13 protein-coding genes are annotated in these 13,867 nt (G+C 68.0%); 3 read left to right on the forward strand and 10 right to left on the reverse strand.

The features are described from left to right. Positions 1–28 precede the first annotated feature (28 nt). From OK349_RS08780 to OK349_RS08795, 4 genes are all read right to left on the reverse strand, one after another. Positions 29–949, reverse strand: coding sequence for an Hsp33 family molecular chaperone HslO (locus OK349_RS08780; protein ID WP_265117438.1), 921 nt, complete (start codon positions 947–949; stop codon positions 29–31). Positions 950–1,062: 113 nt separating this feature from the next. After that, complete coding sequence (argF, locus tag OK349_RS08785; RefSeq protein WP_265117439.1) at positions 1,063–1,998, reverse strand: ornithine carbamoyltransferase; 936 nt, start codon at positions 1,996–1,998, stop codon at positions 1,063–1,065. A 53-nt stretch (positions 1,999–2,051) separates the two neighbouring features. Beyond that, entirely contained in the window at positions 2,052–3,248 is a 1,197-nt protein-coding gene (locus OK349_RS08790; RefSeq protein ID WP_265117440.1) for an aspartate aminotransferase family protein, read from the reverse strand. A 111-nt stretch (positions 3,249–3,359) separates the two neighbouring features. Next, complete coding sequence (locus OK349_RS08795; protein ID WP_265117441.1) at positions 3,360–4,208, reverse strand: ABC transporter permease; 849 nt, start codon at positions 4,206–4,208, stop codon at positions 3,360–3,362. A 61-nt stretch (positions 4,209–4,269) separates the two neighbouring features. Between OK349_RS08795 and OK349_RS08800 the strand changes: the two genes are divergently transcribed. After that, positions 4,270–4,926 carry a GcrA family cell cycle regulator gene (locus OK349_RS08800; RefSeq protein ID WP_265117442.1) on the forward strand — a complete coding sequence of 219 codons (657 nt, stop codon included), beginning with the start codon at positions 4,270–4,272 and terminating at the stop codon, positions 4,924–4,926. A 151-nt stretch (positions 4,927–5,077) separates the two neighbouring features. Here the strand turns inward: OK349_RS08800 and OK349_RS08805 are convergent, their stop codons facing one another. Then, positions 5,078–6,568: a ComEC/Rec2 family competence protein gene (locus tag OK349_RS08805; protein WP_265117443.1), complete on the reverse strand. Its 1,491-nt coding sequence runs from the start codon at positions 6,566–6,568 to the stop codon at positions 5,078–5,080. 132 nt (positions 6,569–6,700) lie between these two features. Between OK349_RS08805 and parE the strand changes: the two genes are divergently transcribed. Continuing rightward, the gene (gene parE / locus OK349_RS08810; protein ID WP_265117444.1) at positions 6,701–8,680 is read left to right on the forward strand and encodes a DNA topoisomerase IV subunit B; all 1,980 of its coding nucleotides are present in this window, start codon (positions 6,701–6,703) and stop codon (positions 8,678–8,680) included. A gap of 9 nt (positions 8,681–8,689) precedes the next feature. Here the strand turns inward: parE and OK349_RS08815 are convergent, their stop codons facing one another. The 5 genes from OK349_RS08815 to metZ are packed head-to-tail and all read right to left on the reverse strand — an operon-like array spanning position 8,690 to position 12,492. Next, the gene (locus tag OK349_RS08815; RefSeq protein WP_265117445.1) at positions 8,690–9,229 is read right to left on the reverse strand and encodes a GNAT family N-acetyltransferase; all 540 of its coding nucleotides are present in this window, start codon (positions 9,227–9,229) and stop codon (positions 8,690–8,692) included. Next, entirely contained in the window at positions 9,226–10,098 is an 873-nt protein-coding gene (locus OK349_RS08820) for a hypothetical protein (protein ID WP_265117446.1), read from the reverse strand. Before OK349_RS08820 ends, OK349_RS08815 begins: the two co-directional genes overlap by 4 nt. Then, positions 10,098–10,892, reverse strand: a complete 795-nt coding sequence (locus OK349_RS08825) for a LysR family transcriptional regulator (protein WP_265117447.1) — start codon at positions 10,890–10,892, stop codon at positions 10,098–10,100. The genes OK349_RS08820 and OK349_RS08825 overlap by 1 nt, the downstream gene beginning before the upstream one ends. Next, positions 10,889–11,287, reverse strand: a complete 399-nt coding sequence (gene apaG / locus OK349_RS08830) for a Co2+/Mg2+ efflux protein ApaG (protein ID WP_265117448.1) — start codon at positions 11,285–11,287, stop codon at positions 10,889–10,891. Before apaG ends, OK349_RS08825 begins: the two co-directional genes overlap by 4 nt. After that, the gene (metZ, locus tag OK349_RS08835; protein ID WP_265117449.1) at positions 11,284–12,492 is read right to left on the reverse strand and encodes an O-succinylhomoserine sulfhydrylase; all 1,209 of its coding nucleotides are present in this window, start codon (positions 12,490–12,492) and stop codon (positions 11,284–11,286) included. Before metZ ends, apaG begins: the two co-directional genes overlap by 4 nt. An 83-nt stretch (positions 12,493–12,575) precedes the next feature. Between metZ and OK349_RS08840 the strand changes: the two genes are divergently transcribed. Next, entirely contained in the window at positions 12,576–13,814 is a 1,239-nt protein-coding gene (locus OK349_RS08840; RefSeq protein WP_265117450.1) for a phospholipid carrier-dependent glycosyltransferase, read from the forward strand. Positions 13,815–13,867: the final 53 nt, after the last annotated feature.

Raw genomic sequence — 13,867 nt, forward strand, 5'->3', positions numbered from 1 at the left:
CACGATTCGCCTTTCGTTTACCTGACAATTATGGTTGCGGCGCGGCGTCACTCACCGCGATGGGGAACTTCTGCGCGCAAAAGGCGCAGTCCACCGTGATGATCCCGTCCTCCGCCATCTCCGCGCGGTCCTCGGCGCTGAACTTGGCGAGCACGGACTCGATATAGGCAGAGTCGCAGCGGCAGCCACGGGCGAGTTCCACTCCGCCCTGCACGCGCACCTCATCCTCCTCGTTGAACAGCCGCCACACCAGGGTCTCGAGCGGGATCGCCGGGTCGGCGAGCTCGTCGGCGCCCATCGTCCCGCCGAGCGCCTCGACATGCTCCCATTCGGGATGATGGTCGCGCGTATGCAGCCGCTCGCCGCCCTCCTCCCCCTCGGGGAGGTGTTGGAGGAACAGCCCGCCGGCGACGCACTTGCCCCGCGCGTCATGGCCGACGCCGAGCCGCACTAGGCTGGGGATCTGCTCGGACTGATCGAAATAATTCTCCGCAGCCTCGGCCAGCGAGCCGCCGTCGAGCGGGACGATGCCCTGATAGCGCTCGCCGGTCGCCACCTGGTCGAAGGTGATCGCGAGATAGCCCTGGTTGAACAGCGCGTAGAGCGACGGGCTCGCGCCCAGCTCCGCCAGCCGCTCGGCATCGAAATCGACATAGCCGCGCAGCTCGCCGCCCTTATAGTCGCACACCAGCAGCCTGACGATGCCGCCGCCGCGTTGCGCCGGCGTCTGCGCCTGCAGCGTGAGCTGGCCCGTCGTGTCCTTGAGCGTCGAGCCGAGCAACGCGGTCAGCGTCAGCGCCTCGGCGAGCACGCGCTCGATCGGCGCGGGATAGGCGTGCGCCTCGAGGATGCGGTCGAGCACCGGCCCCAACCGCGCGACGCGGCCGCGCGCATGGCGCGCCGGCAAGGTGAAGTTGACCGTGCGGTCGAGATCGGCGGGGTTGGTCACTGTCTTGTCTCCACCGTTCAAGCGAACCGGGGTCCGGCAATGCCAGACCACAATCGAGACGAACGGATTGTCGGGTTTCGCGGGAATATGGGATCGCGAACCCGCGCTTCAACTCATCCGAGATCGGCGCCGATCTGGCCGAAGCACCAGCGCAGCACGGCTTTCTGGGCATGGAGGCGGTTCTCCGCCTCGGGCCAGATCAGCGACTGCGGCCCGTCGATCACCTCGCCGGTCACTTCCTCGCCGCGATGCGCGGGGAGGCAGTGGAGGAACTTCGCGTCGGGCTTGGCCTTGGCCATCAGCGCCGCGGTCACCTGATAGGGGGCGAGCGCGGCGAGCTTCGCGTCCGCATGCTGCTGCCCCATCGAGATCCAGGTGTCGGTGACGACCACATCGGCGCCGGCGACCGCCTCGGCGGGATCGTTGACGGTGCGCGCGCGGCCCTTGCCCGCCGCCATCGCGCTTTCGGGCAGCGCGAAGCTCTGCGGGCAGGCGGCGACCACGTCGAAATGCATCAGCCCCGCCGCCTCGATGAACGAGGCCAGCACGTTGTTGCCGTCGCCGAGCCAGGCGACCTTGAGCCCGGGCAGCGCCTTGCCGCTCTCCAGAATCGTCTGGAGATCGGCCATGATCTGGCAGGGATGGCTGTCGTCGGTCAGGCCGTTGATCACCGGCACCGTGGCATAGTCGGCCATTTCGAGCAGCTTGGCGTGATCGTCGGTGCGCACCATGATCGCGTCGCAATAGCCCGAGAGCACGCGCGCGGTGTCCGCCACCGTCTCGCCGCGGCCGAGCTGGCTGGTCGCGGCGTCGAGCACCACGGCGCTGCCGCCGAGCTGGCGGATCGCCATCTCGAAGCTGACGCGAGTGCGGGTCGAGTTCTTCTCGAACACCATTGCCAGCGTATGGCCGGCGAGCGGCGCGTCGGCGTCGGGCGCGCCCTTGGGCAGGCCGGCGCGGGCGCGCTTGCGGTCGATCGCGTCAACGAGGATCGCGGCGACGCCGTCAGGCCCGGCATCGGAAAGGCTCAGGAAGTTGCGATAGGTCATGTGAAGGCTCCCCCGTCACCGCCGGCACCGCGCTGCGGCGCCGGCGGGAAGGATCAATCGTCCGCCGGCGGCACGTAGCTGCGCGCGCCTGCGCTCAGCTTCTCGATGCACTCGGCGATATGGCTCTCGTCGATCACCAGCGGCGGCAGCACGCGGAACACATTCTCGCCCGCCGCGACGGTCAGCAGCCCGTGATTGTCGCGCAGATGCGCCACGAACTCGCGGCTCACCGCCGGTTCCTTGAGCTTGATGCCGAGCATCAGCCCCTTGCCGCGGATCTCGTCGAACAGATGGTCATGGTTGGGAATCAGCTGCTCGAACGCCGCGCGCAGCCGCTCGCCCATCTTCTCGACATGCTCGAAGAAGCCGGGCTCGAGCATCACGTCGAGCACCGCCTGACCCGCCGCCATGGCGAGCGGGTTGCCGCCATAGGTCGAGCCGTGCGTGCCGAACACCATGCCCTTGGCCGCCTCTTCCGTGGCGAGGCAGGCGCCGAGCGGGAAGCCGTTCCCGATCCCCTTCGCCACGGTCATGATATCGGGCGTGATGCCGTAATGCTCATAGGCGAAGAACTTGCCGGTTCGGCCATAGCCGCACTGGATCTCGTCGAGAATCAGCAGCAGGCCATGTTCGTCGCACGCCTTGCGCAGGCCCTGGATGAACTCGAGCGTGCCGGCAGTCATCCCGCCCTCGCCCTGCACCGTCTCGACCAGGAAGCCGGCGGTCTCGTCGTCGATCAACGACACCGCGCCTTCGAGATCGTTGAACTTCGCATATGCAAAGCCCGGCAGCAGCGGCTCGAACCCGTCGCGCATCTTGGGCTGGTCGGTGGCCGAAATGGCTCCGATCGAACGGCCGTGAAAGGCGTTCTTGAAGGTGATCAGCTTGTGCCGCTGCGGGTTGCCGTTGACATAGTGATAGCGGCGCGCGGTCTTGATCGCGCACTCGATCGCCTCGACGCCGGAATTGGTGAAGAACACCGTATCGGCGAAGCAATTGTCAGTGATGCGCTTCGCCAGCGCCTCGCCCTGCGGCGAGCCGTAGAGGTTGGAGACGTGCATCAGCGTCGCGGCCTGCTCGGCGATCGCCTTGGTGACGTGCGGATGGCCATGGCCCAGCGCGTTGACCGCGATGCCCGCGGCGAAGTCCAGGTAACGCTCCCCTCGCTCGCCGATCAGATAGCAGCCCTCGCCTCGCACCGGACGCACATCGCACCGCGGGTAGACGGGCATGAGCGGGGTGATCGACATTGGACTGCTCCTCCTAGGCTTGAGGGTTGGACTCCGGAAACGACAAAGGCGGCCCAACCGGACCGCCCGGAGCGCGCTTTTATCGCCCCCGAAACGGAGCGGCAACCCCCGCTAGTTCTTGAGCTTCCACCCGCTGCGCAGGAGGAGATAGCAGGCGATACCCAGCACCACGTCGATCGCCAGCACGATACCGCCCGCGGTCCAGATCGAGACATAGCCGTCGCTCACCCCGAGGAAGCCGTAGCGGAAGCCGGAGATCACGTAGAAGAACGGATTGAAATGGCTCACCGTCTGGAAAGCGGGCGAGAGCCGATCGACCGAATAGAAGGTGCCCGAGAGCAAGGTCAGTGGCGCGACCACGAAATTGGTCACCGCCGCGGCGTGATCGAACTTCTCCCCCCAGATCGAGGTCAGCACGCCGAGAAAGGCGAGCATCAGCGCGCCGAAGAAGCCGAACCACAGCACCGCCAACGGGTTCTGCGGGATCATCACCGCGCCGAGGAACAGCAGCATCGCCAGCCACACCGTCGCGCCGACGCAGAAGGCGCGCGTCACCGCGCCGCCGCACAGCGCCGCGAGCAGCTCGCCAGTGGAGAGCGGCGGCATCAGATAGTCGACGATCGTGCCCTGGATCTTGCCGACCAGCAGCGAGAAGCTCGAATTGGCGAAGGCGTTGTTGAGCATCCCCATGATGACCAGCCCCGGCGCGATGAAGGTGCCGAAGGGGACGCCGACTCCGCCCACCGACACCTCGCCGCGCGCGCCGAGCGCGGTGGTGAACACCACCAGCAACAGCAGCTGCGAGACGGCCGGCGCCCAGATCGTCTGGAGCTGCACCTTGAAGAACCGGCGCACCTCCTTCACATATAGCGTCGACAGCCCTCCCCAATTGACGTTGCGAATCACCGGAACGCCGGGGGCGGGGATCATGGTTTCATGCGGCTGGGGTTGTTCGGCCATATCAAGGCCGGGTAAAGGCTGCCGCCGCGCCCCGCAACGGGGATGATGTAAGGACGTTTGAATGAGCTGGACCGACGAACGGATCGAGACGCTGCGCAAGATGTGGGACAGCGGCATGACCGCCACCCAGATCGCCGAGGAACTGGGCGGGGTGAGCCGCAATGCCGTGATCGGCAAGGCGCACCGCCTCGGCCTCGCCTCGCGCCCCTCGCCCGTAAAGCCCAATGCGCCCGAGGCGAAGGCGGCCGCACCCGCCGCCGAGGCCGCGCCGGCACCCAAGCCGGCTCCCGCGCCCAGGCCCGCCCCCGCCCCGGCTCCCCAGCCGCGCGAGGCTGAGCCGGCTGCCGCCACTGCGGTGCCCGCCACGCCCAAGGCGGACGGTCCGGTGCTGCGCTCGGTCGGCCCGGGCGGCTTCATCCGTCAGAATCCCGGCGAGCAGACTCCGCCGATCGCCCCCGCGCCGCCGCGCCGCCTGGTGCCGGCCAAGCCGAGCAAGGAGATCGAGGGCAAGACCAGCCTGCTCGACCTCAACGACAAGATCTGCAAATGGCCGCTCGGCCATCCCGGTGAGCCCGACTTCCACTTCTGCGGCGACAAGGTGAACCCGGGCTTCCCCTATTGCGTCGCGCATTGCGGCCACGCCTATCAGGCGCAGCTGCCCCGCCGCGACCGCCGTCCGCCGCCGCCGCTGCCTTATGGCGGCCCGCGGGTTCGGTAACTTGGAAATCCTCCCCCGCCAGGGGGAGGTGTCAGCCGCAGGCTGACGGAGGGGGCGGATGCCAGAACGCTGGCGGTGTGCTTCCTTCCCCTCCGTCGCGCTTCGCGCCACCTCCCCCTGGCGGGGGAGGATCGGAGGTCGAATATCCGCCCTAAGGCAATTTTGGCGCGCTGACCGACACGGGCTTGGGCGCGAAGGCGATGTCCCCGTTGGCCGAGACCGCGAAGCGATAGGCTTCGTTGGTGCCGCGCTCGCCCGAGTGGGTGAAGGCGAGCACACGCGTGCCGTCGGTGCGGATGTGGATGATGCCGTAGTTGGTGCGCTCGAACCCGAAATAGACCGGCTTCTCCTTCGCGCCGGGATCGAGATCGCGCGAGGGTCCGCGCATCGCGAAGAACGCGGCGAGTTCGGTGCAGAAGATCACCGCGGGCGTGGTGCGCGAGGCCTTGCCCAGCGCCGCCATCAGCGTGGCACGCGGGTGGATATGCTCCTTGGCCGCACTCTCGTCACCCGACGAGATCATCGAGACGACCGCACCGACCTCCTTCAGGAACTCCATGTCGAAGTCCGCCGCGCCATGGTGCGGCGTCTTGAGGATTTCCGAGCGCAAGGCGGCATTGGGCAGCGCCGCACGCATCCGCGCCATCGATTCCTGGTTCATGTCGCCGGTGAACATGAAGCGGACATTGCCGTAGCGCAGGCGAAAAGTGATCGAATGGCCGTTGATCGTGTGGCTGTCCGACCAGCTGCCCTTGCCCGGCGGCGGAAAGGTGCCGAGCATCATGTCGGCATTGCTCGGCGGGGTGCGCAGGAAGCGCAGGCCGGGTCCGTTCGGCGTCGGTTCGCTGATCGGTCCGAGCAGCTCGACGACGACACCGTCCTCGTGCAGGAAATCGAACGCATCGGTGCTCAAATGATCGATCCGGCGGCGGACCATCGGTGCGCCGGTCAGGGCCATGGTCCGCGCGTCCCAGGTCTCCAGCGCCTTGACCCATGGCTTGAAATGCTTGTTGCGCTCGATCTCGGGCACGTCGGCGGGATCGTCGACCAGGCCGGTGACGAACGGCACGCCGTCGACCTCGGTGATCGCGCCCAGCATCTCCAGGTCCTTGCGCGCCACCCCGTCGGGCTTGTTGCCTGGCCGCTTGACCATGCCGTTATGGTAATAACGCAGCGGGACGATGAAGAGCCGTTGCCGCTCGTCGATCCCGTCCTCGGTCTCGGTCCCCTGCAGGATGTTGAGCCCTTCGAAATGGTCGGCATCGCCATGGGTGACGAGTAGCAGGTCGACCTTGAGCGGATCGGCCACGCTGGTGCCGCGAAAGCGGAAGGCGGCGTGGCGCGCGAACAGCTTGTTGTCGCCGCCGTCGATGAAGATCGTCTTGCGCCCCGGCGTCTCCAGGATCAGCCCGTCGCCCTGCTGCACGTCGATCATCGACAGGCGCAGCAGCGCGGTGTCGCGGAACCGCGCCGAGGATTTGACGAGCCCCTCACGCCGCACCTTGCCGCCATGCTCCAGCGCCTTGATGCGGTGGCCGGCGGCGCTGGTCGAGACCAGCTCTACCTCGTCGCCCCAATAGAGGTGCCAGATGCTGCCGTCGTCGCAGCGCATGTCGATGAAATCATCGTCCAGAAAGGGCATGGTCGTCCCCCTACGATCCGTGCGGGCCAACATAGCGCAGAATGATGACGGTTGCGCATCGAAACGATCCGCAGCGGACGTGTCGACGGCATCGCTTGCCCCTGCGCCGCGGCACGATATAGCAACGGGACGATGTCCTCCGATTTGTTCCAGCCCGCTTCCGCAACGCCCGCCAATGCCTATGACGCCTCGTCGATCGAGGTGCTCGAGGGGCTCGAGCCGGTCCGCCGCCGCCCGGGCATGTATATCGGTGGCACCGACGAGCGCGCGCTACACCACCTCGCCGCCGAAGTGCTCGACAATGCGATGGACGAAGCGGTGGCGGGGCACGCCAACCGGATCGAGGTGACGCTGGAGGCCGGCAACCGGCTGACGATCAGCGACAATGGCCGCGGCTTTCCGATCGACCCGCATCCCAAATTCCCGGACAAGTCGGCGCTCGAGGTGATCCTCTCGATGCTCCATTCGGGCGGCAAATTCTCGGGCAAGGCCTATGCGACGTCCGGCGGTCTGCACGGCGTCGGCATCAGCGTGGTCAATGCGCTGTCGGTCGACACGGTGGTGGAGGTGGCGCGTGACAAGCAGCTCTATCGCCAGCGCTTCAGCCAGGGCCAGACGCTGGGTCCGCTCGAGCATCTCGGCGGAATCCCCAACCGGCGCGGGAGCGTGGTGAGCTTCGTTCCCGATTCCGAGATTTTCGGCGAGATGCAGTTCAAGCCGGCGCGGCTCTACAAGCTGGCGCGCTCCAAGGCGTATCTGTTCGCAGGCGTCGAGATCCGCTGGAAATGCGATCCCGAACTGATCAGCGACGATACGCCTGCCGAGGCGGTGTTCCAGTTCCCCGGCGGTCTTGCCGATCACCTCAAGGAACAGCTCGGCACGCGCGAGGGCGCGACGGCGGAATTCTTCTCGGGCGGCCAGGAGTTTCCCGAAGGCCAGGGCCGGGTCGAATGGGCGGTGGCGTGGCCGCTGTGGAGCGACGGTTCCTACAGCTGGTACTGCAACACCATCCCCACGCCCGACGGCGGCACGCACGAGCAGGGGCTGCGCCAGGCACTGGTGCGCGGTATCCGCGCGTTCGGCGACCTCGTCGGACAGAAAAAGGCCAAGGACATCACCGCCGACGACATCATGGTCGGCTCCGAGCTGATGCTCTCGGTGTTCATCCGCGAACCGCAATTCCAGTCGCAGACCAAGGATCGGCTGACCTCGCCCGAGGCGACCGCCCTGGTCGAAAAGGCTGTGCGCGACCATTTCGACCATTTCCTCGCCGACCGCATGGACCGCGGCAAGGCGCTGCTCGGCTATGTGCTCGAGCGGATGGACGATCGCCTGCGCCGCAAGCAGGAGCGCGAGGTCAAGCGCAAGACCGCGACCTCGGGCCGCAAGCTGCGCCTCCCCGGCAAGCTCACCGACTGTTCCGCCGACGATCCCGCCGGCACCGAACTGTTCATCGTCGAGGGCGACAGCGCGGGCGGCAGCGCCAAGCAGGCGCGCGACCGCAAGACCCAGGCGATCCTGCCGATCCGCGGCAAGATATTGAACGTCGCCAGCGCCACCTCGGCGAAGATCGGCGCGAACAGCGAGATCGCCGACCTGATCCAGGCGCTGGGCTGCGGCACACGCAAGGACTGCGTGCCCGACAATTTGCGCTACGAACGCATCGTCATCATGACCGACGCCGATGTCGACGGCGCACATATCGCGACGCTGCTGATGACCTTCTTCTTCCAGGAGATGCCGGAGGTGGTGCGCCGCGGGCATCTCTACCTCGCCCAGCCGCCGCTCTACCGGCTGACCGCCGGGACCAAGTCGCTCTACGCGCGCGACGACGCGCATCGTGCCGAGATCGAGGCGAACGAGTTCAAGGGCCGCAAGGTCGAGGTGGCGCGCTTCAAGGGCCTGGGCGAGATGAACCCCGCACAGCTGCGCGAGACGACGATGGACCCGAAGACGCGCGGCATGATCCGCATCACCCTGCCCCAGGAATATGAGGAGCGCGCGGGGGTGAAGGACCTGGTCGATCGCCTCATGGGCACCAACCCGGCGCACCGCTTCGCCTTCATCCAGGAGAATGCAGCGCGGCTCGACGAGGAAGCGATCGACGCCTGAGGCGACGGCTCAGCGGCCGCCGCGCCACTCGTCGCGAAGCAGGCCGTAGATCGTCGTGTCGCGCACGCCGAGATGGGTCTCCCATTCGGCGCGTAGGAGCGCCTCGAACTTGAAGCCGAGCCGTTCGAGCAGCGCGCGCGAGCCCATATTGTCTGGATCGGTATCGGCGAAGACGCGCCGCTGGCCCTCGGCGAAAACGCGGTCGATCACCGCGCTCACCGCCTCGCGGGCGATGCCGCCGCCCCAATGCGCGCGGGCGAGCATGTAGCCGAGCTCGGTGACGTTGCCCTGCCGCTTCTCGCCCGCCGCGACCAGGCCGATCGCCGTGTCGTCGCCGCGCAGCGTGATCGTCCAGCGGCGCCACTCGGGCGCCTCGCGCGCGAAATCGGCGCGCGTCTCCTCGACACTTTCATGCGGCGGGCCGGACCAATAGGTCATCAGCTCGGCATCGGCGAACGCGGCATGCAGCGCGTCGGCGTCCTCGATCCGGCGCGGGCGCAGGATCAGCCGCGGCGTCTGGAGCACCGGTGTGTCGCGCGGCGCGATCACTCCGCGGCGAGTTTCTTGCGGTGCTCGGCGAGGTCCGCGGCGAGCTCGGGCCGTGCGCAATATTCGGTCTCGAACGCCGTCAGGGGCGGCGGCGCAGGCTGCTTGTGGCGCGCCGCATATTCCTGGCCGAGGCAGCGGAACGTCACGTCGCGGTCCGCCATCATGTCGATCGGCAGGCGCGCCGGATCCTTGCGTGCGATCGGCCCCGCAAGCTTCTTGAGATAGCCCGACCATCCCTCGCGGTTCTTCGGCGCATCCTCGCCGTCACCGCCCGCGTCCGGCGCGACGACGATGCCAGCACGCAACGCCTCCGCCTCGTCGAACTGGCCCAGCTCGCGCAGGGCGTTGGCGGCACGGGCGCGCAGCGCGATCGATTGGAAGTCCTTGGCGTCAGCCGGCACCGCCGTCGCCGCCGCGGCGAACGCGGCGTTGTAGCGGCGCGCCCGCTCACTGGCCGGGTCGGTATTCTTGGCTTCCCAGGTCGCGGACAGCAGCAGCCACGCCGCCTGCTTCTTGTCTCCCAGCGCGTCGGCCAGCCAGGAGGCCCGGTAGTAGCTGCTCTCGGCGCCGCGCAGGGCCTTATAGGCGTCGCTCGCGACCAGCGGCCCGAGCTTCGCCACCTGCTCGGGCGTGAACTCGTCAAAGATCACCAGCCCGTTGCCCGGGCACTCGGCGAGCAGGATGGGAAAGCCGATCGACCCGATCGGCTGCCCGTCGGGCAGCGCGCCGAAGGTCGAATAGTGCATCAGCGCCGGGGCATCGAACTTCTCGCCGCCGACCGGGCAGGTCGTGGCGCGGCCGGCATAATGGGGCGGAAACCGGGGTGCCTCCTGCGCCAATGCGAGCATCGCCACAAGAGTTGCCAGCATCACGCCTCTCCCAATGCCTCGACCAGTGTCTTGACCTTCTTCTGCCGCCATTGCGGCAGCGGCGCGACCATCCAGTAGCCGAGCCGCGAGGGCTTGGGATCGCCGACCACTGCGACGCGCCCTGCCTCGATATCGTCGCGCGCGAGCAACTCGGGCACGGTCGCGCGCCCGAGGCCCTGCGCCGCCGCGTCAAGCGCAAGCCCGGCATCGCCGACGCGCACCAGCGCCACGCCATCCTCGGCGACGCAGCCGGGCCAGGCGATCGGCGTCTCGGCATTCGATCCGGGGCGGGCGACGGTGACCATGCCGTCGCTCTCCAGCGCCTCGCCCTCATGTTCGCCGGGACCTTCACCCCAGCGGATCGCGAGGTCGAGATTGGCTTCGGTGAAGTCGATCGCCTCGTCCGCGGCGATCAGCACGAAGCGCAGTTCGGCATCGTCGCGCGCGATGTCCGCGAGCCGCGGCATCAGCCATTTCTCGGTCAGGTCGCGCGGTGCGGCGATGGTCAGTGACTTGGACGACTGGCCCGCCTGCATCGCGCGCACCGATTCCTCGAACTGGAGGAACCCGGCACGCAGCGCCGCGAGCCCCGCCTCGGCCTCGGGCGTCAGCTCGAGCCCCTTGGTGGTGCGGCGGAAGAGGACGACGCCGAGCGTATCCTCGAGCGCGCGGATCTGCTGCCCGACCGCGGCCGGGGTCACCGCCAGCTCGTCCGCGGCGCGTGTGAAGGAGAGGTGCCGCGCGGCGGCGTCGAGCACGCGCAGGCCGTTCAGGGGAAGATGAGTCCGCTTCATTCCGCTACCGCCGGCGCCAACAGGGTGAATTTGGGGATCGCCACGTCGAACTCCATGCCGTCGGCGCCGACCATGCGATAGCTGCCCTGCATCGATCCGGTGGGCGTCGCCAGCGGGCAGCCCGAGACATAGTCGTAGCTCGCGCCCGGGGCGATCATTGGCTGCTCGCCGACCACGCCCTCACCCTCCACCGAATGGCGCGAACCGCGGCCGTCGGTGATGATCCAGTGGCGGGTGAGCAGCTGCACCGCCTGGTGCCCCGCATTCTCGATGCGGATGTGATAGGCCCAGAACCAGCGGCCGCGATCGGGCTCGGACTGTTCGGGCAGATAGCTCACCGAGACGCGCACGACGATGTCGCGCGTGATTTCCTCCTCGGAGAAGAGCGCCTTCACAACCCGACCGCGCCGAGCGCCTGGTCGAGATCGGCGATCAGGTCCTCCGGATCCTCCAGCCCGACATTGAGGCGCAGCATCCCCTCGCCCACGCCCATGATCAGGCGCTGGTCCTCGGCGACGCCGCTGTGGGTGGTGGAGGCCGGGTGAGTCATCAGCGAGCGAGAATCGCCGATATTGTTCGAGATGTCGATAAGGCCGAGCGCGTCGAGCAGGCCGTGCGCCTGGGTGCGCCCGCCGTCGAGCTCGAACGAGAAGATCGGCCCCGCCGCACTCATCTGGGCCATCGCCAGATTGTGCTGCGGGTGGCTCGGCAGGCCGGGGAAATTGACGCGCGGCACGCGGGTTTCGAGGAAGCGCGCGACCTTCAGCGCATTCTCGCTCTGGCGCTGGATGCGCAGGTCGAGCGTCTCCAACCCCTTCAGAACCACCCAGGCGTTGAAAGGCGACAGCGTCGGCCCGGTGTTGCGGTGGAAGGGCAGCAGCGTGTCGTTGATGAACGCCTCGGTCCCGCACACCGCGCCCGCGAGCACGCGGCCCTGCCCGTCCATCATCTTGGTCGCCGAATAGGCGACGACGTCGGCGCCGAACTCCAGCGGCCGCTGCAGCGCGGGCGTGGCGAAGGCGTTGTCGACCACCGTGACGATGCCGCGCGCGCGCGCGATGTCGCACACAGCCTTCAGGTCGACCACGTCCATCGTCGGGTTGGCCGGGGTCTCGAAGAAGAACACCTTGGTATTCGGGCGGATCGCGTCGGCGAACTGCTGCGGGTCGCGCGCGTCGATCACCGTCGTCTCGATCCCGAAGCGCGGCAGCAGCGTATCGGTGAGCCAGCGGCACGAGCCGAACGCCGCGCGCCCGCCGACCAGATGGTCGCCGGCCGACAGCTGGCAGAGCAGCGCCGCGGTCATCGCCGCCATGCCGCTCGCGGTGGCGCGGCACGCCTCCGCGCCTTCGAGCAGGGCGATACGCTGTTCGAGCATCTCGACCGTCGGGTTCTGCAGCCGCGAATAGGTCATGCCCTGCTGGTCGCCCGCGAAGCGCGCGGCGGCGTCGCCGGCGCAATCATAGGCGTAGCCCGAGGTCAGGAAGAGCGCCTCGCTCGTCTCGCCCCATTCGCTGCGCGCGGTGCCCCCGCGCACGGCGAGCGTGGCGGGCTTCCAGTTGCGGGTGACGTTACGGTCTTGTCCGGTACGGCGCTTCATGGCGAACCCTCTAGAAGCCTAGGGCACAGGCGCGCAAGGGCAGCGGGTGACGGCGCCCAAAAGCTACGCTATCCAACTCGCCGATGCTCGATCGCCTCGAACAACGCCCCGTCCTGTTGGCGCTGCTGATCGGCATTGCCGCGCTGCTGCTGTTCGGCATCGGACTCGACCGGCCGAGCAAGCTGACCTTCGACGAAGTCCATTATGTGCCCGCCACGCGCGTGCTGCTCGAGCTCTCGCATCCGGTGAACATCGAGCATCCGCTGCTCGGCAAGATCCTGATCGCGCTCGGCATGCTCGTGGCCGGTGACAATCCGATCGGCTGGCGGTTGACCGCCTGCCTCGCCGGCGCGCTGACCATCGTCGGCGTCTATGCTTTTACCTGGCTGCTGACGCGCGCGACGCGCCCGGCCCTGTTCGCCGCGCTGTTCGCGGCGCTGGGGCAATTGGTGTTCGTGCAGGCGCGGATCGCGATGCTCGACGCGTTCCTCGGCATGTTCCTGGTGTGGGGCGGCGTCGCCTTCCTGTGGGCGATGCGGAGCGATTCGCGGCGCGCGCTGTGGCGCTGGGCGGCCTGCGCCGTGCTGCTGGGCGCGGCCGTCGCGGTCAAATGGGCGGCGGTGCCCTATGTCGCCTTCGCCGGGGTCGCCTTCCTGTGGCTGCGGCGCGGGCAGGCCGAGCGCTTCGGCGGGATGAACTGGCTGGCGGGCCTCGCGATCCTCGGCACGGTCAGCATCGCCACTTATTTCCTGACCTTCGCGCCCGCCTTCTTCTACGCGACCGAGCCGCTGACGCTGGCCAAGCTGATCCCCTTCCAGCTCGAGATGTGGAAGCTCCAGACGCAGGCGCTGACTCCGCATAACTACCAGTCGGACTGGTGGAGCTGGCCACTGCTGATCCGCCCGATCTGGTATTTCTACGAGCCCGACCAGGGCGCGACGCGCGGCGTGCTGCTGATCGGCAATCCCGCGATCATGTGGGGCGGGCTGGTCGCGGTGGCGGCGTGCTGGTGGGCTGGGCTGCGCGAAAAGGGGGCCGCGCCGCTCGCCGCCGCGCTCCTGTGGACCTTCGCGCTCGGGGTGTGGGCGGTAATCCCCAAGTCGCTCGGCTTCTATTATTATTACTATCTGCCCGGCATCATCCTGTCGGTCGTGCTGGCGGTGGCCTTTCACCACTATGCGGCGCGCGTGAAGCGCAACGATGAGTGGTTCCTGGTGCTGTGCGTCGGGCTGTTCGCCTATTTCTACCCGATCCTCGCCGCGCAGGCCTTGTCCAGCCCGCGGGGGTTCGAACGCTGGATGTGGTTCTCCAGCTGGGCTTAGCTTTGTCGAGGCACCGCACACTGGCTGGCGCCGCATCCGGCTATAGCCGGATC

It is taken from the genome of Sphingomonas sp. BT-65 (assembly GCF_026107375.2).
In the GTDB taxonomy this organism is placed as follows: Bacteria; Pseudomonadota; Alphaproteobacteria; order Sphingomonadales; family Sphingomonadaceae; genus Sphingomonas.

Bases quoted from the DNA above. Each gene is read 5' to 3' on its own strand.
- argF (WP_265117439.1), bottom strand. From the start codon at position 1,998: ATGACCTATCGCAACTTCCTGAGCCTTTCCGATGCCGGGCCTGACGGC.
- OK349_RS08790 (WP_265117440.1), bottom strand. From the start codon at position 3,248: ATGTCGATCACCCCGCTCATGCCCGTCTACCCGCGGTGCGATGTGCGT.
- OK349_RS08795 (WP_265117441.1), bottom strand. From the start codon at position 4,208: ATGGCCGAACAACCCCAGCCGCATGAAACCATGATCCCCGCCCCCGGC.
- OK349_RS08800 (WP_265117442.1), top strand. From the start codon at position 4,270: ATGAGCTGGACCGACGAACGGATCGAGACGCTGCGCAAGATGTGGGAC.
- OK349_RS08805 (WP_265117443.1), bottom strand. From the start codon at position 6,568: ATGCCCTTTCTGGACGATGATTTCATCGACATGCGCTGCGACGACGGC.
- parE (WP_265117444.1), top strand. From the start codon at position 6,701: ATGTCCTCCGATTTGTTCCAGCCCGCTTCCGCAACGCCCGCCAATGCC.
- OK349_RS08820 (WP_265117446.1), bottom strand. From the start codon at position 10,098: ATGCTGGCAACTCTTGTGGCGATGCTCGCATTGGCGCAGGAGGCACCC.
- OK349_RS08825 (WP_265117447.1), bottom strand. From the start codon at position 10,892: ATGAAGCGGACTCATCTTCCCCTGAACGGCCTGCGCGTGCTCGACGCC.
- metZ (WP_265117449.1), bottom strand. From the start codon at position 12,492: ATGAAGCGCCGTACCGGACAAGACCGTAACGTCACCCGCAACTGGAAG.
- OK349_RS08840 (WP_265117450.1), top strand. From the start codon at position 12,576: ATGCTCGATCGCCTCGAACAACGCCCCGTCCTGTTGGCGCTGCTGATC.